The organism is Micromonospora inyonensis (assembly GCF_900091415.1).
Classification (GTDB): domain Bacteria; phylum Actinomycetota; class Actinomycetes; order Mycobacteriales; family Micromonosporaceae; genus Micromonospora; species Micromonospora inyonensis.
Genome location: NZ_FMHU01000001.1, coordinates 2,910,747 through 2,929,214 on the forward strand (window position 1 = coordinate 2,910,747; position 18,468 = coordinate 2,929,214).

Annotated in this window: 15 protein-coding genes and 1 pseudogene; 13 read left to right on the forward strand and 3 right to left on the reverse strand. The window is 71.5% G+C overall.

Going from position 1 to position 18,468, the window contains the following annotated elements; genetic code table 11:
* The first annotated feature begins 40 nt into the window (after positions 1-40).
* The 5 genes from GA0074694_RS13150 to GA0074694_RS13170 are packed head-to-tail and all read left to right on the forward strand — an operon-like array spanning position 41 to position 4,236.
* Positions 41-1,504 (forward strand): FAD-binding oxidoreductase, encoded by a 1,464-nt coding sequence (locus GA0074694_RS13150; RefSeq protein WP_091459101.1) that lies wholly within the window; start codon positions 41-43, stop codon positions 1,502-1,504.
* Positions 1,501-2,844, forward strand: a complete 1,344-nt coding sequence (locus tag GA0074694_RS13155; RefSeq protein WP_091457699.1) for a class I SAM-dependent methyltransferase — start codon at positions 1,501-1,503, stop codon at positions 2,842-2,844. The genes GA0074694_RS13150 and GA0074694_RS13155 overlap by 4 nt, the downstream gene beginning before the upstream one ends.
* Before the next feature lie 41 nt (positions 2,845-2,885).
* Entirely contained in the window at positions 2,886-3,137 is a 252-nt protein-coding gene (locus tag GA0074694_RS13160; RefSeq protein ID WP_245714669.1) for a hypothetical protein, read from the forward strand.
* Entirely contained in the window at positions 3,134-3,964 is an 831-nt protein-coding gene (locus GA0074694_RS13165) for an SRPBCC family protein (protein WP_091457702.1), read from the forward strand. The genes GA0074694_RS13160 and GA0074694_RS13165 overlap by 4 nt, the downstream gene beginning before the upstream one ends.
* A gap of 38 nt (positions 3,965-4,002) precedes the next feature.
* Positions 4,003-4,236, forward strand: a complete 234-nt coding sequence (locus GA0074694_RS13170; protein ID WP_091457706.1) for a zinc-ribbon domain-containing protein — start codon at positions 4,003-4,005, stop codon at positions 4,234-4,236.
* 712 nt (positions 4,237-4,948) lie between these two features.
* On the opposite strand, the gene GA0074694_RS34175 is transcribed toward GA0074694_RS13170, so the two are convergent.
* Positions 4,949-5,083 (reverse strand): hypothetical protein, encoded by a 135-nt coding sequence (locus GA0074694_RS34175; protein WP_425413595.1) that lies wholly within the window; start codon positions 5,081-5,083, stop codon positions 4,949-4,951.
* Positions 5,084-5,230: 147 nt separating this feature from the next.
* Between GA0074694_RS34175 and GA0074694_RS13175 the strand changes: the two are divergent.
* A pseudogene (locus tag GA0074694_RS13175) lies at positions 5,231-6,061 on the forward strand (helix-turn-helix domain-containing protein).
* 117 nt (positions 6,062-6,178) lie between these two features.
* Here the strand turns inward: GA0074694_RS13175 and GA0074694_RS13180 are convergent.
* On the reverse strand, positions 6,179-7,477 hold the full coding sequence (locus GA0074694_RS13180; protein ID WP_091457709.1) for a hypothetical protein: 1,299 nt from the start codon (positions 7,475-7,477) through the stop codon (positions 6,179-6,181).
* A gap of 334 nt (positions 7,478-7,811) precedes the next feature.
* On the opposite strand from GA0074694_RS13180, the gene GA0074694_RS13185 reads away from it, so the two are divergent.
* The 6 genes from GA0074694_RS13185 (at position 7,812) to GA0074694_RS13210 (ending at position 16,258) form a co-directional block, all read left to right on the forward strand.
* On the forward strand, positions 7,812-8,543 hold the full coding sequence (locus GA0074694_RS13185; RefSeq protein WP_245714670.1) for a nucleoside/nucleotide kinase family protein: 732 nt from the start codon (positions 7,812-7,814) through the stop codon (positions 8,541-8,543).
* A gap of 807 nt (positions 8,544-9,350) precedes the next feature.
* A complete protein-coding gene (locus GA0074694_RS13190) occupies positions 9,351-10,442 on the forward strand; it encodes a hypothetical protein (protein ID WP_091457712.1) in 1,092 nt (363 codons plus the stop codon).
* Positions 10,439-11,977 carry a hypothetical protein gene (locus tag GA0074694_RS13195; protein WP_091457716.1) on the forward strand — a complete coding sequence of 513 codons (1,539 nt, stop codon included), beginning with the start codon at positions 10,439-10,441 and terminating at the stop codon, positions 11,975-11,977. The genes GA0074694_RS13190 and GA0074694_RS13195 overlap by 4 nt, the downstream gene beginning before the upstream one ends.
* A 190-nt stretch (positions 11,978-12,167) precedes the next feature.
* Entirely contained in the window at positions 12,168-14,468 is a 2,301-nt protein-coding gene (locus tag GA0074694_RS13200; protein ID WP_245714671.1) for a putative bifunctional diguanylate cyclase/phosphodiesterase, read from the forward strand.
* Between the two features lie 170 nt (positions 14,469-14,638).
* Positions 14,639-15,271, forward strand: coding sequence for a hypothetical protein (locus tag GA0074694_RS13205; RefSeq protein ID WP_091457720.1), 633 nt, complete (start codon positions 14,639-14,641; stop codon positions 15,269-15,271).
* Between the two features lie 228 nt (positions 15,272-15,499).
* Positions 15,500-16,258 (forward strand): MerR family transcriptional regulator, encoded by a 759-nt coding sequence (locus tag GA0074694_RS13210; RefSeq protein WP_091457724.1) that lies wholly within the window; start codon positions 15,500-15,502, stop codon positions 16,256-16,258.
* A gap of 92 nt (positions 16,259-16,350) precedes the next feature.
* On the opposite strand, the gene GA0074694_RS13215 is transcribed toward GA0074694_RS13210, so the two are convergent.
* Entirely contained in the window at positions 16,351-17,970 is a 1,620-nt protein-coding gene (locus tag GA0074694_RS13215) for a hypothetical protein (protein WP_091457726.1), read from the reverse strand.
* Positions 17,971-18,153: 183 nt separating this feature from the next.
* Between GA0074694_RS13215 and GA0074694_RS13220 the strand changes: the two genes are divergently transcribed.
* A complete protein-coding gene (locus GA0074694_RS13220) occupies positions 18,154-18,423 on the forward strand; it encodes a putative quinol monooxygenase (protein ID WP_245714672.1) in 270 nt (89 codons plus the stop codon).
* Positions 18,424-18,468: the final 45 nt, after the last annotated feature.

The window sequence follows — 18,468 nt, forward strand, 5'->3', positions numbered from 1 at the left end:
TGACGGCGTGTGTGCGTTGCGTGTGGATAGGGCTGGTGACCTGCGGGAACAGTCCGGTGACCGGCACGGCCGGGCGGTCGGGGCGCTCCGCCGGTCGTACGCGGCGGTGCCGGCCGGCGAACCGGTCCGGCTGGCCAAGCGGACCTCCAACCTGTTCCGTCCCCGGGCGGCCACCGCGTCCCCCGGACTGGACGTCGGCGGCCTGACCGGGGTGCTCGGGGTCGACCCGGTTGCCCGTACCGCCGACGTGCAGGGCATGTGCACCTACGAGGACCTGGTCGCGGTCACCCTGCCACACGGGCTGATGCCGCTGGTGGTGCCGCAGTTGCGCACCATCACCCTGGGTGGGGCGGTGACCGGCCTCGGCATCGAGTCGACCTCCTTCCGCAACGGCCTGCCGCACGAGTCGGTGGTCGAGATGGACGTCCTCACCGGTTCCGGTGACCTGCTCACCACCGGCCCGGACGGCCCGTACGCCGACCTCTTCGCGGCCTTCCCGAACTCGCTGGGCAGCCTCGGTTACGCCACCCGGCTGCGGATCGGGTTGCAACCGGTGCGCCGGTACGTCGCCCTGCGCAACGTCCGCTTCACCGACCTGGACGCGCTGGTCGACGCGATCGGCGAGGTGACCGCCACCCGGGCCTGGGCGGGCCGTCCGGTCGACGCGATGGACGGGGTGATGTTCGCCCCGGACGAGGCGTACCTGGTGCTCGCCACCTTCACCGACGACGCGCGCCCGGCCGTCGACGGGCCTCCGGTGGGCGGGGCCGGCCCGCTCGGCGGCGGGCGGCCGGGCGGTGGCCGGGGTGGGCCGGCCAGCGACTACACCGGCCGGGAGATCTACTACCGGTCGTTGCGCCGGCGGGACCGTGACCTGCTGACCATCCACGACTACCTCTGGCGCTGGGACACCGACTGGTTCTGGTGCTCCCGGGCGTTCGGCGCGCAGCATCCGGTGGTGCGCCGGCTCTGGCCGGCCCGCTGGCGGCGCAGCGACGTCTACCACCGCCTGGTCCGGCTGGAGCACCGGTACGGCGTCGTCGCCCGGGTGGACCGCTGGCGCGGTCGGCCGCCCCGTGAGCGGGTGGTGCAGGACGTGGAGATCCCGCTCGCCGGCACCGCCGACTTCCTGCGCTGGTTCGCCCGCGAGGTGGGCATGTCGCCGGTCTGGCTCTGCCCGCTGCGGCTGCGCGAGCCGGCCGGGCCGGGCTCGGCCCGGGTCTGGCCGCTGTACCCGCTGCGCCCCGGCGAGACGTACGTCAACGTCGGGTTCTGGGGCACCGTGCCCATCACCGGGGGGGCCGCCGACGGTGACGTCAACCGGGCCGTGGAGCGGGCGGTCGCCCGGGCCGGCGGACACAAGTCCCTCTACTCCGACGCGTACTACGACCGGACGGAGTTCGACCGGCTCTACGGCGGGGCCGCGTACCGCGCCGTCAAGGACCGCTACGACCCGCAACACCGGCTCACCGGACTCTACGAGAAGGCGGTGGCACGACAGTGAGCCTGATCGACCGTGAACAGGGGACGGTGGGCGTCCCCTCCGTACCGCCGGCACGTCGCCGGCCGTCCGGGCCGACCGTGGCCGACGTCGTGCGCGCCGTCACCGCCGGGCCCCTGCCGGTGCGGATCACCGGATACGACGGCAGCGCCGTGGGCCCGGCCGACGCCGGGATCACCCTGGCGATCCGCTCCGAGCGCGGGCTGTCGTACCTGTTGACCGCCCCGGGTGACCTGGGCATGGCCCGGGCGTACGTCAGCGGCGACCTGGCCCTCGGCGGCGTGCACCCCGGCGACCCGTACGAGGCGTTGCGGGTGCTCAAGGACGAGCTGACGGTGCGCCCGCCGTCGCTGGCCGAGGGGCTGGCCCTGGTGCGCCGGCTGGGCTGGGAGCGGCTGCGCCCGCCGCCGCCCCCGCCACAGGAGGCCGTTCCGCGCTGGCGGCGGGTGGTCAACGGGCTGCGGCACTCCCGCTCCCGGGACAGCTGCGCGGTCTCGCACCACTACGACGTCTCCAACGCCTTCTACGAGTTGGTGCTCGGTCCGTCGATGACGTACACCTGCGCGCTGTTCCGCGACCCGGACGACACCCTGGAGCAGGCCCAGGCGGCCAAGTACGACCTGGTCGCCGGCAAGCTGGCGCTCCGGCCGGGGATGCGTCTGCTCGACGTGGGCTGCGGCTGGGGCGGGATGGTCCGGCACGCGGCCCGCGAGTACGGCGTCCACGCTGTCGGGGTGACCCTGTCCCGGGCCCAGGCCGCGTGGGCGCGGGTGGCGATCGAGCGGGAGGGACTCACCGGGCTGGCCGAGGTGCGGCACCTGGACTACCGGGACGCGCCGGCCGGGCCCTTCGACGCGATCTCCTCGATCGGGCTGACCGAGCACATCGGGGTGCGCAACTACCCGGTGTACTTCGGTGCGCTGCGGGATCGGCTGCGTCCCGGGGGCCGGCTGCTCAACCACTGCATCACCCGGGCGGACAACCGGGCCCCGCACCGTTCCGGCGCGTTCATCGACCGGTACGTCTTCCCGGACGGCGAGCTGGCCGGGCCGGGGCGGCTGGTCGGCGAGATCCACGACGCCGGGCTGGAGGTGCACCACGAGGAGAACCTGCGCCGGCACTACGCGCTGACCCTGGCCGCCTGGTGCCGCAACCTGGTGGCGCACTGGGACGCCTGCGTGGCCGAGGTCGGTGCGGGCACCGCCCGGGTGTGGGGGCTCTACATGGCCGGCTCGCGGCTGGCGTTCGAACGCAACGGCATCCAGTTGCACCAGGTGCTGGCGACCGCGAACGGTCCCGACGGGGCGGACGACTACCCGCTGCGTCCCGACTGGACGCCCTGACGAACCGGACGCGGGCGGTCCACGGGGCCGCCCGCGACGAGTTGAGCCTCGGCCACCTGCTCGACCTGACGGAGGAGGTCCAGGCCGACGTCGCGGCACTCGACCGCTCCGCCCCCGAGCTGCCCAGCATCGGGGTGTCCGGGGAGATCCGGGTGCCCGCCGAGCGTCGCCAGGAGTTCCTCGCCGACCTGCGGAGCACCCTCCAGGACCTGTTCACCCGGTACGGCGGCGCCGAGGGCGACGCCTTCAAGCTCGCCGTCGCCTGCTATCCCAGGGGGAGAAGAAGACCGTGACTGAACCGATGACCATCCGGGCCCGCCTCGCCGCGCCGGTGAAGGCCGTCCACCACGCCCTCACCGACCCGGCCGAGCTGCGCGTCTGGTTGACCGAGTACGCCGAGGTCGAGCTGCCGCACCGGTACGCGTTCTGGGGCCGGCACACCCCCGAGGGCGATGCCCCGCACCAGCGGCTGCTGCACGCCGACGACCACGACCTGCGGTTCACCTGGCTGCTCGGTGGGGAGGAGACCACCACCACGATCAACCTGGCCGAGGACGGTCCGGACGCGACCATCCTCACCCTCACCCAGACCCACTTCGACTTCGCCGAGGCGATCAGCGGCAGCAACATCCGGGGTGTGTTCCAGACCTGGTGGTCGCTGGGCATCGCCAACCTCGCCGCCCACCTGGAGGGGCGCCCTCTGCTGCCGAAGGTCGACTTCACCTCCACCGACCTGCGCGGCGAGCTGCTCATCGACGCGCCGACGGACGCGGTCTACACCTCGCTCACCGACTCCGACCAGGCCAGCGCCTGGTTCGGGTACCCGATCGGCATCGAGCCCTGGGTCGGCGGCCGGTACGCCATGGGCGGCTTCGACTCCGGGCACGCGGCGAAGGTCGTCGACCTGGAACCGGGACGGCGGATCTCGGTCGACTGGGGACCGCCCGGCGTCACCACCTGGGAGCTGTCCGAGTCCGCCGGCCGGACCCGGCTCACCTTCGTGCAGAGCGGCTTCGACGAGCAGAACCCGCCGTACGCCGCCTGGGGTGGCTCCGTCTCCGGGCTCGCCGAGCTCCGCCGCTACCACGAGGTGCCCGACTGGCGACCGATCTGGCTCTGACGCCGTTAGCGGCCGGCCGATCGGGGTACTGCCCGTCGATGTTCCTCATCTTCGGACTCCGTACCTCGGTCAGCCGCTCGGGTGTGGTCGCCATGGTCTGCCCCAACTGCGGCAACCACGCCGCTCAGGTGATCACCAAGCGGTCGACGAGGTTCAGCGTGTTCTTCGTCCCGCTCATCCCGATCCGCACCCGCTACGTGCGGCAGTGCTCGTTCTGCGGCGCGGAGTACGTCATCGGAAAGCACGAGGCGCGACACCTCCCGGTCGGCTGAGATGACCCGCTTCCTCTGCTGGCTGATCGGCCGCGCCCCGACCACGCCCGACGAGCCCCCCACCCACACGGTGTCCCGGCCGCCCTGCACCCCCGGTCGGCGACGTCGACGCCGCCGCCGACCGTCCGCCGGGGCGCGGCTGCCCCGTTCTCCCCGGAACCGGTCCACCGGCCGCTGACCGTGCCGCTCCCCGCCGCCGCCCGCTGAGGTGTTTGCAGGGGTCCCCTCCGGGGCGCGACCGGCACACCCTCCCGGGCTCTGGAGTCCGTTGGGGCCGCGGCGGCACCCGCTCCGGTCGGGCTGCTGCTGACCGAGTTTTGCGAGTTTCGCGAGGCGCTTACGCGCGCGTGCGCGAGGGGCCTGGTGCTCGTAGACCCCGGGGTGAGGGGGGTCCGGACGCCGCAGCCAAACGCAGCTCCGGCGGCTACCCACAAGACGTGACAACTCTGCCGCCCCCTCAGGACGGCCCCCCGGGGATCCCCCAGGGAGGCTGCCGAAATCGTCAGCGGACCGGACGGGGAATCCCGGGCCCGCCTGTGCCCCGCCTCAGCGGAGATGAGGGACCCCTCAAGACCCGGAGGGTGTCTGGCTGTCCGGCCGGGGGTCACGCCGGTCTGTCACAGCCGCCCGCAAGGGCGTCAAAGCTCCGGTCCAGGCCACCCGGCGGTAGCGCATCGAGCGCACGAACGCCTGGCACAACGCCTTCAACCGGCTACAACGCCCCTACGAACGCAAAGAAGACGTGGCCAACGCTCACGACGACCTCGTCAACGCCATCGACGCCACCATCGTCACCATCCGTAGCCTCCATCTCGGCCCGCAGTTCCTCGTCGCCCAACATGCTCATCCCGTTACCTCCTCTCCTATCTCACGGCCGGGCCGTAGCGGCGGGTTCATCTCGTACCTGGTGCTTTGACCACGAACGTTCACGGTGTTGGTTGACACGCCGTCTGGCCTGCCGGCTGGGTTGTGCCGCGGCGGTCAGGCTGTGGTGGTGGCAGAACCCGTTCGCGTTCGGCGGCTCAGTGACCAGGAAGGCCAGCAGCTGCTGGGGATCACTCGTAGAGGTACCGGTTCGCCGATCCGGTTACGGCGGGCGATGGTCGTGCTCGCCTCGGCGGGCGGGAACACGGTGCCGGCGATCGCCCGCCTCGTGCAAGCCGACGAGGACACGATCAGACAGGTCATCCACCGGTTCAACGAGATGGGGATGGCCTGCTTGGACCCTTAGTGGGCGGGTGGCCGTCCCCGCCAGATCAGTCCTGACGAGGAACAGTTCATCGTCGAGACGGCCAACACCCGCCCCGAGAAGCTGGGGCGGCCGTTCACCCGCTGGAGCATCCGCAAGCTCGCCGACCACCTGCGCGTTCACTCCAACCGACGGGTCCGCGTGGGCCGGGAACGGCTGCGGCAGATCCTGCACCGTAAGAGCGCCGCGAACACCCTCGCCGCCTTGAAGTCGATCCGCGCCGCCCGGCCGGACGGGGCGCCGATCTACGTCATTCTGGACAACCTGTCCGCGCACAAGGGCCTTAAGATCCGCAGGTGGGCGACCCGGAACAAGGTCGAGCTCTGCTTCACCCCGACCTACGCCTCCTGGGCCAACCGATCGAGGCCCAGTTCGGGCCGCTACGCACCTTCGTCATCGCCGGCTCGAACCACCCCAACCACCCCGCGCTGACCCGGAAAACTGCACGCCTACCTGCGCTGGCGCAACGCCAGCGACCGCCATCCCGACGTCCTGGCCGCACAACGCCGAGAACGCGCCCGGACCCGCAGCGAACGACAACGACGCTGGGGCCCACCCGCCACCCGCGCGGCCTGACCCCAACACCGCAAACGTTCGTGGTCAAAGCACTAGCTAGGCCCTTGGGACTGGCAGGGTGTGGTAATCCAATCGTCTTGTATTCACCGCTTGCCCGCCACGGTGCGTTGCGGAGGCTTAAGCCTGGGCGCAGGATGTCGCGGTGCCGGGGTGTCGCAAGGTAACTGATACAGAGTGGGTGGACAACGACTCCTGAATGAGGCTGCGGGCATGGCTGATCTCGTCGGATGGCAGCGCGGCCAAGACGTTCTCCAGCGGATTCACGCGGCGCGCATGGTCGAACCTCTGGACGTCATGATCCGACATTCCTGTGATGCCTTGAGAGTTGTCGACCGCGAGCGTGGGCGTGTCAGCACGGTCCGACGATTGCACACGTTGCGGACGGTACAGCATTTTGCGAGCTATCCCGTAGTGAGCTGCGGACAGCTTCCGCCGTTCTTCGTAAATGTCGTGCGCCGCGACCAGGACGGACACGGTCAGGTCGTCGAATGGTCGTGTCTTGGCCACGCTCCGCTGAATGACCTCGCCGAGTGTCGGCGCGTCGGCCGCCTGTTCCAAGCGCTTTCCTTCAGCGGACATCATCGACCCGGACCGATCACGCCGCCATTGTTCGTGTCGGATTTGTGGCATACCGAATATGGCGTCCCGTGCCAGCGACTCCACGTCATGTGGGCCGCTTGGAGCCTCCGCCTCGGATTGCCACGGCACACCGAACTGTCGGATCTGGTTCATAAAAACGTCGACGGAAAACTTCCCCCGTGGATCTTGCCCGCGGGAAAAGTTCACCATCCGCTGACGAAAGCTCCGTAGGAAAGCGTGACTAGCGAGCAGGCGCGACAGTGACTCTTCCGACAGCGCTGACACCGCGCCAGAAACGATCGGGTCCAGCGATCTGTTGGCGGCGGAGCCGAGCGCCGCGCCGACTTTGAATAGTTCCCACAGCATCACTTCGCTGGCAGTGCCGGTCCACGTACGCACCTGCGGGCCGTCGAATATGCCCTCGGACCGGCTGTGCAGGTCACCATCGAGGCGGACCTCGACCGTGGGAACGTTCCAAGTAATGATCGACGTGAACGACTGCCACGGTGGGTGCCCAGAAGCAGATTGGGCGGCGAGTCGGGCGTAATAGTGGCGGAAAGAAAGGTCGCCAGCCGCCGTACTATCGAGCACAGCGTCGGTGCGGCTGTGGACTCGTGCGAGTCGCACCAGGGCGCTGCCCCAGAAGCCGAGATCGACGAGTAGTCGCCGACATGTCAGCGTGGGCACGTCGTCCGGGCGGGCTGGCAGCGCAGCGAGACGATGGCTCATGTCGGCGGCGAGCCGCTCGAACGCGGCAAGGCTGTTGAGCGCTTCGGTTATGCGCGCCGGTAGATGATCGAGAGTCCAGCGGGAGATTTGTTCGGAGTAGGTATCCATGCCGGGCCGCCCAACGAGAGAAGCGAGTGGGGACGCGAAGGTCGGCGCATCAGGCGAGCGCCGGTGATGTGATCATCACCGGTGACTGAGTGGTCAGTCAATCCTTTGACCAGGTCGAGGCCCTGATCCCGCCGCGAGGCCACCTGACCCGCGACCCACCTGGGACCACAGACCCCGCGCGGCCCGGAGCTGCTCGCGCTGCTGGATTGTACGTCGGCCGCCACGGCGGCCCGCTCGAGGAACCGGCCCTCCCCGGGGGGTGATGTCCGTGGGGACACGGCGCCGGGGGTCCCAGGGGGTCGGCAGCTCGTTGTGCGCCGCGTAGCTTTGCGTTGTGGCTGCGGGCGACGCGACGGTGTACCGGTCGGTCTCGACATGGCGGCAGCCGGTGCCGCCAGAGGCATCGGCGACACGCGGGGCGTTGCTGGATTACGTGGCGATGGGCGTGCTGGCGCGGGGGCACGGCCGACTGCGAGTAGGTATCGACGGGTTGACCGCAGCGGGCAAGACCAGCTTCGGTGATGAGTTGGCTGGCCGGATCTGTCGTACGGGTCGGCCTGTGCTGCGGACGAGCCTAGATGACTTCAAACGGCCGTGGCGGGACCGCCACCGGTATGACCGGGAGTCCGGTGAAGGGTACTACCGCAACGCCTTCGACTACGAGGCGGTCAAGAACCTGCTGCTGGAACCGGCCGGCGTCAACGGGTCGGGCGAGTGCGTCCTGTGCAGCATCGACCCGCTGACCCAAGCGGACCACTCGAACGTTGTCACACCCGCGACGCCAGATGCTGTGCTGATCGTCGATGGCGTGTTCGCCTTCCGGCCCGATATCAATAGATACTGGGACTTCCGAGTCTGGCTGGATATCGACCCTGAACTGGCGGTGCGGCGGGGAGTACAGCGCGACCTGGCGGGGGCGGGCCAGGACGCGGAGGCGGTGCACTGTGATCGGTACCAGGCGGCGGAACGTGTCTACCTCGTGGAGGTGGATCCCGTCAGTCACGCCGACATCGTCGTCGACAACACCCGTTTCGACGAGCCCAGGATCGTGCGGGAGCGGTGTTGAGGTGACGCCGAAGACGACCACCGCCGGATCGAAGTCGAGCATCATCGCCACGTCGCGCTCCCACCCAGGACTCGAAGCCGGTATGGCGACCGCTCGTCACCGACCACCAGTAACCCGGCCAGCTCACACCCCATCCTTCAACGCACCGCACTACGCGCACCTGCTCGTGCGCTCGGCGTACCGGTTGACGCTGCGCGCGTTGACTCCGGTCGGCTCCCGGGAAGTCCTGCGCCGCATGGCCCGGCCAGCCGGGTAGCGGCCGAGTTCGAGACTTTCGAGACGCGCCTACGCGCCCACGCGCGCTTGCGCGAGGGCCTGGTGCTCGTGGACCCCGGGCCCCGGTCCCCTCCCCCGGGTGCTCCAGCGGTCACCGGGATGGTCGGGCACCCGCTGTCCGTACGGGTTAGAAAACTTTGGGGCCAGGATTTTCGGAGTTTCCGGAGCGCCCTCCGCGCGGACGCCCGAGGAACCGAGGACACCGCCGGCACCCCTGAGGTAAGCCGTGGAAATCCTGACTGCCGAACGGTCGGCGGTTGGTCCGGACGCCTGCCAAACGCGCGGAATGCCGGGTTCGCCGGGCGGTTTTGACAACCCACAAGACGTGACAACTCTGCGGCCCCCGGACGGTGCTCACCAAACGGACGGGAGGCTACGGGTCCGTCAGACCCAGATCAATCTCGGTCCTTAGCGAGTTGTTTTTGGTCCGGAAACTACGGGCAGGCCCCCTCCGGTGCGCCGGGGGCGGACCGCGACGTCCCGGGTGCCGGTGCGGGCGGGAGGGGACCGGAGCGCCTATCGTGGCCTGTCGTGACGACCACCGAGCAGCGACTGGCCGCCATCCGGGGCGACGTGCCGGCCCGCCGGCACAACGCGCGGACGATCGCCGCGCTGACCGGCAACCCGGGCTGCGCCCGGCGGGCCGTGCTGGACGGGGCCGGGGTGGACAAGCCCCGGCTGGCGGAGCGGATCGGCTTCCCCACCCGGTTCGGGCAGTCCCGGTTCGCGATCAGCCGGGGCAACGCGTTCGAGGTGCAGGTCAAGGCCGACGGCGGCGCGGAACTGCTGCGGCTGGTCGCCGAGCGGCTCGGGGTGCCGCCGGGCGGGCCGGTGACCTGGACCGACCTGAACGCCGACGACCTCACACAGCGGCACGAGCGGTCGCGGGACCTGCTGACCGCCTGCGCCGACGACCCGTCACCCGCCCTGTTCGACCACCCGCTGCTCAGTCTGGACGTCGCCGGAGCGCGGGTCTACCTGGAACCCGACCTGGTCGCCGCCCGGCTCGCCGGCCGCTACCACGTCGTGGAGATCAAGTCGTTCCCGGTGGTCGACGGCCAGGCCGACCCGGGCAAGGTGGCCGCCGCCGCGATCCAGTCCGCCGTCTACGTGCTGGCCCTGCGCGAGCTGCTCGCCGCCGCCGGGCACGACCCGGAGCTGGTCTCCGCCGACGTGGTGCTGGTCTGCCCGCGCGACTTCGCCAACCAGCCGGTGGCGAGCCTGGTCGACGTACGCCGGCAACTGCTGGTGCTGCGCCGGCAGCTGGCCCGGATGGCCCGGCTCGACGCGCTGCTGGCCGCCGTACCGGAGGACTTCACCGTCGACCCGACCGCCGAGCCGGCGGCCCTGGTCGCGGCGCTGCGCACCGTCGAGGCGCACTACGCCCCGGAGTGCCTGGCCGCCTGTGAGCTGGCGTTCTTCTGCCGCGACGAGGCGCGCGGACACACCGCAGCGCTGGGCCGACCGGTCCGCGAGGCGCTCGGCGGGGTGGCGAGCGTGGCCGAGGCGCTGGCACTCGCCGACGGCGACCACGCCGGGACGCCGGACCAGGCAGAGGCCGCCGCGCTGCTGCGGGCCGCGGCCCGGCTGCGGGCCGAGGCCCTGGCCGGGGCACCCACGTGAGTACGCTGCGCGCCCTCGCCCGCGCCCGCGCGCTCGCCACCGGGCGGGCCCAGCCGGTCGCCACCGTCCGGCACCTGCACGTGACCGCCCGACCACTGGTGCTCGTGCCGCTGGCCATGGCGGGCGAGGCGAACGCCCCCCTCGCGGCGCTGGTCGGCACCGCCCACGACGACCCCCGGCTGCTGGTCGTGCCGCAACCCCGCAACCGGGACCAGCGCTTCGCCTTCGCCGCCGAGCTGGCCGGGATCGTGCTGCCCTGGATCGACGGGCACCGGGGCGCGACCGAGGACGTCCCGGTCGACCGGGGCCGGGACGTGCGTCAGCGGTACGTCGACGCGCCCCAGCTGGTGGTGCCGAACCCGGCCGGGGTGACGTTCCTGCGCCTGTTCGGGCGGGCCACCCGGTTCCGCCGCGTCGACGGGGAGTACCCGGTGCACCCGGCGGTGCCGCTGCTCGGCCGCTGGCTGACCTTCTTCGCCGACCGCGCCGAGCATCCGGGCTCGTCGGCGCTGCTGGCGCTGACCGAGGCGCTGACCCTGCACTGGGCGACCGGGCAGAGCGTGCTGGAGGACCTGCACCTGCCGGCGCTGCTCGGCTGGATCGACCCACCGCCGGGGCTCACCGGGGCACAGGCCGCCGCCCGCGCCGAGGACCCGGCCGTCTGCCCGCCGGCCGGCCCGGCCACCGACCCGGAGTTCGACAACGCCCGGCTGTACCCGGCGATCGAGGCGTACGCGGCGGCCGGCGACGACCCGGACGCCCGCCGGGCGGCGTACGCGGAACTGGCGGAGCTGCTGCGCGGCCAGCTCGCGCCGACCTGGGACCTGATGTGGCGCGGACTGGCGCTGTTGTACGCACTGCGGCCCGGCGCGCGGGTCGCCGGCCGCTGGGACGGCGACCGGGACGCGTTCACCGCCTTCGCCGAGCACGTCGACGCGGGCGGGGCGCCGCAACCCCGCCGGGACGGGGCGGTGGCCGCGGCGCAGAAGCTGCATAGGCTGGAACGGGCGCTGACCGCCTACGCCGTCCAGCGCGCCTACGACGACCCGCTGGTGATGGCCGAGCACCGGCTGACCGGGGAGGCGTTCGTCGGTGACGTCACCCTGGCCGACCCGACCCGGGTGGACGACAGCGGCAAACGGCCGGTGCTGCGTCCCCGGATCCAGGTGGTCACCGACGAACCGGTGCCGATGCCGGTCGGCGCGACCCTCTGGTCGCCGGCCCGGCCCGGCCAGAAGGCGAAGGTGGTCTTCGTCAACCGGGTGGGGGAGTCGAAGACCGAGGTGGTGCTGGAGCTGTCCGGCGGGATGGGGCGCGGGCTGACCCCGCCGCCCGGGACGGTCCCCGAGGTCGGGGAGCGGCTCTGCTACACCACCCTGTCGGACGCGTTCCTGCCGGCCGGGGCGTTCCCGACGGTCGAGGAGACCCCGTGGACGCACGGCGGTCCGCCGCCGATCGCCGTCGACCCGGACGCGGTGGAGCCGGACGTCGTCGACCGCCCGGACGACCCGGCCGCCGCCGAGGAGTGGGACTGAGAGGGGCCGACCGCCGTGAGGCATCCCAAACCGGTCGACAGGGCAGGTCCGGGGCACGCCGACTGAGCAGGGGGTCAGTCCGAGTGGTAGCGGGGGCGCGGAGCGCTGGCTAGGCTTTGCTCGTTCGCCACCCGTGACCGGTACGCGCCGTCCAGCGTGGACTCAGGAGAGAGAGCCGGAGCGAATCGCCGTGCCGCCGCAGGAGGTGAACCGGGACACCGTCGGGTCGACCGGTTCGACCCGTACGTCGCCGGGGTCGTTCGGCTCCGGGTGGATGGGCCTGGCCGTCGCCGTGGCGGTCGTCCTCGTCGAGGCGTTCTGGCTCGCCGCCCGACTACCCGCCGCCGCGCTCGTCGCCGACCTCGGCGCGTTCGCGGTGGCCGGCTGGGCCGCCGTCGCCTGCGCCGGGGTGGCCCGTCGCCACCCGCCGTCGCTGCGCCGCTTCTGGACCCTCCTCGCGGTCACCATGGCGCTGTCCGCCGTCTCCCGGGCCCTGTGGGCGCTGGGCCGGATCGGCAGCGGGGAGACCCCGCACACCCCGCTGGTCGGGCTGGTCTTCCTCACCGGGATCGTCCTCGGCACGGTGGCCATCCTGTCCAGCCCCTGCGCGCCGCACAGCACCGTCGGCCGGGGCCGCGCCGTGCTCGACGGGGTGATCGTCGGGTTGTCCCTGGTGCCGATCGGCTGGGTGGTGGTCTTCCAGGACGTCGCCGCCGCCCAACTCACCCAGCCCGACCACGCCCTCGCCCTGGTCTATCCGATGTTCGACCTGGTGCAGCTGACCATCCTGGCGGCGGTGGCCGGGTCGTCCCGCGCCATGTGGCGGCCGCTGACCGTGCTCGGCGGCAGCCTCGCCGTCCGGGCCGTCGCCGACATCGGCTACGTCTGGCTGCTCGCACACGGCAGTTACGTCCCCGGGCACCTGGTCGACCTGGGCTGGCCGCTGACCTGCCTGCTGGTCGGCGTGTCCACCCGGTACGCGCCGCCGGCCGACGGCGCGGACACCGACGAGACCATCGTCCCGCCGGTGCCGCCCTGGTGGCGGGTGGCCCTGCCGTACCTGCCGGTGGGCGGGGCGATCGTCGCGGTGCTGCTGGCCCGTCGGCCCACCGGCCAGACCCCGCCGCTGATCCTGGTCAGCGTGCTCGGCCTGCTGGCCGTCCTGGCCCTGCGGCAGGGGCTCGCCGCCAACGAGAACCTGCGGCTGGTCGCCCAGCTCCGCCAGCTCGCCTACGCCGACCAGCTCACCGGCCTGCCGAACCGGCTGATGTTCACCCGCCGGCTGCGCCGGGCCATCCGGGAGGACTCCCCGGTCTCCGTCCTGCTGCTCGACCTGGACGGCTTCAAGCAGGTCAACGACCGGTTCGGCCACGCCACCGGGGACGCGTTGCTGGTCAGCATCGCCGACCGGATGCGCGACGCGGTCGACGGCGACGGCACGGTGGCCCGCCTCGGCGGGGACGAGTTCGCCGTCCTGGTCGACGCCGACCGGCCGGTGTCCCCGGAACGGCTTGCCGAGCGGATGCTCACCGCGCTGCGCCCGGCCGACGACGAGGAGGACGTCGGCACCCACCCGTCGGCCAGCATCGGCATCGTCGAGTACGGCCCCCAGCACGCCACCCACAGCGACCTGCTCCGCGACGCCGACATCGCGATGTACGCGGCGAAGGCGGCCGGCAAGTCCGCGTACCGGATCTGCACCCCGGCGTTGCGCGAGTCGGCGGTGAGCCGGGCCGAGCTGATCGCCGACCTGCGTCGGGCGGTCGACGAGGGCCAGCTCGAACTGGAGTACCAGCCGATCGTCGACCTGCGGACCGGCCTGGTCCGCAGCGCCGAGGCGCTGGTGCGCTGGCGGCACCCGCGGCTCGGGATGTTGTCCCCGGGCCGGTTCCTGCCGCTGGCCGAGGAGACCGGCCTGATCCTCCCCATCGACCGCTGGGTGATCCACGAGGCGTGCCGGGCCGCCGCCGTCTGGCGACGCGGTGCCCCGGACGCGACGATCGCGGTGAACATCGCCGCCGCCCACCTGCGCCGTCCCGACCTGATCGCCACGGTCACCGGGGCGACCGCCGCCGCCGGGCTGGCCCCGCGCGCGTTGACCCTGGAACTGACCGAGTCGGCGCTGATCGAGGGGAGCGAGACGGTGCTGGACCGGCTCCGTCAACTCCGCGAGCTGGGCATCCGGATCGCCATCGACGACTTCGGCACCGGCTACTCCTCGCTGAGCTACCTGCACCGGATCCCGGCCACCGAGCTGAAGATCGACCGGTCGTTCGTGGCCCGGCTGGACCACGACGCGCGGGCGTACGCGACGGTCAACATGGTCAGCAGCCTCGCCGACGCGTTCGACCTGCGCGTCGTCGCGGAGGGTGTGGAGACCGACCGGCAGCACGACGCGGTCGTCGCGATCGGCTGCGCCCAGGGGCAGGGCTACCTCTACGGCCGGCCGGGCAGCCTCGCCGACCTGCGCGCGGCCTTCACCGGATCCTGAGTTTCCACTCAGCTGGGGCCCACCCGGCCGTGGTCCCCGGGGCGGCAGGGCCAAGGTCCCGCTCCGGTCGGGGATTTTCGGCCCTGTCTCCCGCCGTGCGGGAGGTCCGACTATGTACCAGTAATCGATACGTAGACAGACCACGGCACCAGCGACCCGGGGAGAATCACATGAAGCGCCGGACCCTCGACATCCTGTTCAGCATCGGTGGCCTCGGGCTGGCCGTCCTCCTGCTCATCGTCGGCATCGTGCTGACCGCCAACGCCAACTTCGCCAACGACTACGTACGCGACCAGTTGAGCGAGCAGAATATCCGGTTCGCCCCGGCCGAGAGTCTCAGCGAGGAGGAGAAGAAGGCCGACTGCCTCGTCGAGAACGCCGGCAAGCTGATGACCACCGGCAAGCAGGCCGAGTGCTACGCCAACGAGTACATCGGGTCGCACCTGAAGTCCATCGCCGGCGGCCAGACCTACGCCGCCCTCGGCACGCCGGAGCGCGAGATCCAGGGCAAGATCGAGGCGGCCCGGGCGGCCAAGGACCCGGCCCTGCCGGAGCTGGAGAAGCAGCTCGCCCAGATCAAGGGCCAGCGGGACACCGTCTTCAAGGGCGAGACGCTGCGCGGCCTGCTGCTCACCTCGTACGGCTTCAGCGAGTTCGGCGTCAAGGCCCAGCAGGGCGCGCTGGCCATGTACATCGGCTCGGGCCTGCTGTTCCTGCTCTCGATCGCCGGCTTCGTGCACGCTGCCCGTACGCCGGAGAACGAGGCGTTCGCCGCCCCGCAGCGCGACCGCGCCACCGTCTGACCCGCCGGCCCCCGAGCCGCACGCCCCCGGCCACCCGCCGGGGGCGTTTCCCTGTCCGCTCCCGGTCGCAGGGTTGGGTAGTAGGCGGGGTCGCGTGGTAGCAGGGGTCCCCTGCTACCGCTTTTTGTCGAGGAGGGGGCCCCTGCATCCACCTGGGGCGGGCGCAGAATCGCGCTTGACCCTCACGCTGCGGGAGGCCGGAACGTGGTTCAGCAGAAGGGAGGAACCATGACGCACACGGTGGGAGAGGTCGCCCGGCTGGCCCGGGTGACCGTGCGGACGCTGCACCACTACGACGAGATCGGGTTGCTCTCGCCGAGCGGGCGGACCCCGGCCGGGTACCGCCGCTACGACGACGCGGACCTGGAGCGGCTCCAGCAGATCCTCTTCTACCGCGAGCTGGGGTTCCCGCTGGAAGAGATCGCCAGGATCCTCGACGACCCGGGTGTCGACCCGGCGGCGCACCTGCGGCGACAGCACGAGCTGCTCACCGTACGGATCAAGCGTCTGGAGGAGATGGTCACGGCGATCGAGTTCGCGATGGAGGCGAAGAAGATGAACATCCGACTCACGCCCGAGGAGCGGTTCGAGGTCTTCGGGGACTTCGACCCCGATGCCCACGCCGAGGAGGCGGAGCAGCGTTGGGGCGGCAGCGAGGCGTACCGGGAGTCGACCCGGCGCACCGCCGGCTACGCCAAGGCCGACTGGCTGCGCATCAAGGACGAGACCGAGGAGTGGGGACGGCGGGTCGTGGCGGTGATGGAGGCCGGCGCCCCGGCGGACGGCCCGGAGGCGGTGGAGTTGGCCGAGGAGCACCGGGCGCACATCAGCCGCTGGTTCTACGAGTGCGGCTACGAGATTCACACCGGGCTGGCCGACATGTACCTCGCTGACCCCCGCTTCACCGCCCACTACGAGGCGATCAGGCCGGGGCTGACCGCGTACCTGCACGAGGCGATCCACGCCAACGCGATCACCCGGGCCTGACGGACCTTCCGCGTCGGGCGTCGGCCTGGCGGCGCCCGTGGCCCCGAGGATGCCCGACGGCACGCGGCCGTCGGGCATCCGTACGGTGTCGGTCAGCAGCCGGGGCCGAAGCTGACGCGAACCAGGCGGGTGGCCCAGGTCCCGCCGACGAAGTACTGCTGGGCGAGCAGCGCGGTCCGGCCGGCCGGACAGGTGGCGCTGGCGGCGACCGGGTCGACGTGGACACTGGAGTAGTCACCGAAGCGGGTGTTGCTGTTGGTGTTCGAACCGACGACCAGGGTGACGTCCGTGTTGGTGAGGGCGGGCACGCCCCCTCCGGGCAGCACGCCGTCGAACGCCATGGACGTGTTCCGGCAGGTGCTGGCTCCGGTGTCGGTGTAGGCCCAGTTGAGCCAGATCTGGAACGAGTTCGGCGTGACCTCGAAGGCGCCGAGGGACGGGTTGAAGTCGTCGCTGGTGCCGCTGTGGAACGCGTTGGCGACGGTGGCGGTGTTGGTGGAGGTGCTGATGGCTCCGTACCGGACGCCGGGGTATCCGGCGATGTCGGTGCCGTGGGTGAACCAGATGAACGGCGAGTTCGCCGCCTGTACCGGCGCCCAGGCTATGCGTCCGTCGAGGGGGTCGAGGGTGGTGGCCGTACCACACTGGTTGACCCGCCGGCTGGGGCTGGCGTAGGCGGACGCCACAGTGGCCTGGAGGACCAGCGTGGTGCCGGGACCGGCACTGTTGCTCATGCGGTAGAGCCGGTATCCGGTGCCGGGGACACCGGCCACGTAGAAGGTGTTCGCGGTGGGGGCGATGGGAATGCCGACCACGGTGACCGGTGCGGTGGAGAAGGCGACCGGGAAGGCGGGGAAGGTGACCGCCGCTCCGGCGTACACCAGCGCCTTGGACACCGACCAGGCGGTGGAGTTGACGTACCCCGGATTGAAGTTGTTGGTGGAGGAAAGGATCGCGACCCGGTCCTGGCCCAGGTACGGGTAGTCCAACAGCGTCCCGAGTGGGAACAGGGCGCCGCTGAAGGTCAGGGTGTAGACGAAGTAGCCGCCGCAGGCGTTGCCGCTGGTGCTCGCAGCCAGGAACAGCCGGGGAGCCGTGCCGGCCGTGCCGGTGGTGGTGGCGATGATGACGAACCGGTTGTTCAGGTTGTCGTAGAGGGTGCGCGGGTCGAACACGTTGGTGGTGCCGAGCCCGAGCCACCCCGCCAGGGTGTTGGTGCACTGCTGCACGCCGGCCTTGTCGTACACGGTGACCCGCCGGTTCACCGTCTCCAGGATCTGCGTGGGTCCGACGCTGGCGTTGACGTCGGAGGGCTGGGCGCCACCACCGCCGGCCTGGTCGATGCCGGCGAAGTTGGAGTTGATGGTGCGCGGTGACGGGGCGCGCGGCAGGCCGGATCCGCCGGTGTTCGGACCGCCCGGAACGCCGGCGCTCGTGGTCGTGGCGGATGACTTGGCGGCCGTGCTGACGCGGGCGGGCAGGTTCTCGCCGGTGGGGCTGCCGTCGACTCCCCGGGTCGGCTGGTCGCCGGTGGTGGCTGCTTGGCGGGCTGGTGGATTGGTGCGCTGGTCGATGAGCCTCGGCGAGGCGTGGCCGCGACCGGCGGCGGCGACCGCAACCTCCGCCGAGCCGGCGGTGGGTGGGCTCGCGGCGGCCACCTCGATGCCGACGAGCAGGCTGGCCAACAGGATTCCGCACCCGGCCAGAGCCATGGCGTCCCGTATTCTTTTCACTTTCTTCCTCATCTCGAGTGGTAGGAAAGATCAGTAGGAGCCTCCTGGCTGAGAACATTCCAGGCGTCGATGCTCTGCCCTATAGAACTGTCGGATCCTGGCGGTCCGCCAATTTGCGCTTGGTGCGCAACCGTCATATTCGTACTGGTGAGAAAATGTCGCGTGCGAGGCCGTCTCTCGGCCGTGGGGCACTGTTGTCGGTGCGCCGAGTCGCTGTCGACGGTCGACGCCGCACGGGCGGCCGACGGCTGCCTCGACTTCGCGCTGACGGCAGACCTGCTCGACCCCGGCCGGATCATCGTCTGCGAACGGTGGGCCTCCGACGAGCAGCTCCTCGCGTTCCGGGACTGCGGGCCCGGCGACGAGCAGACCGTGGCGATCCGCGACGCCTCAGTCCACAAGTACCGCATCTCCGCGGTCGAAGCCCCCTGACCCTGCTCCGGGCCCACCCTCCGGCGTTCGCCACCCTCCGGCGTG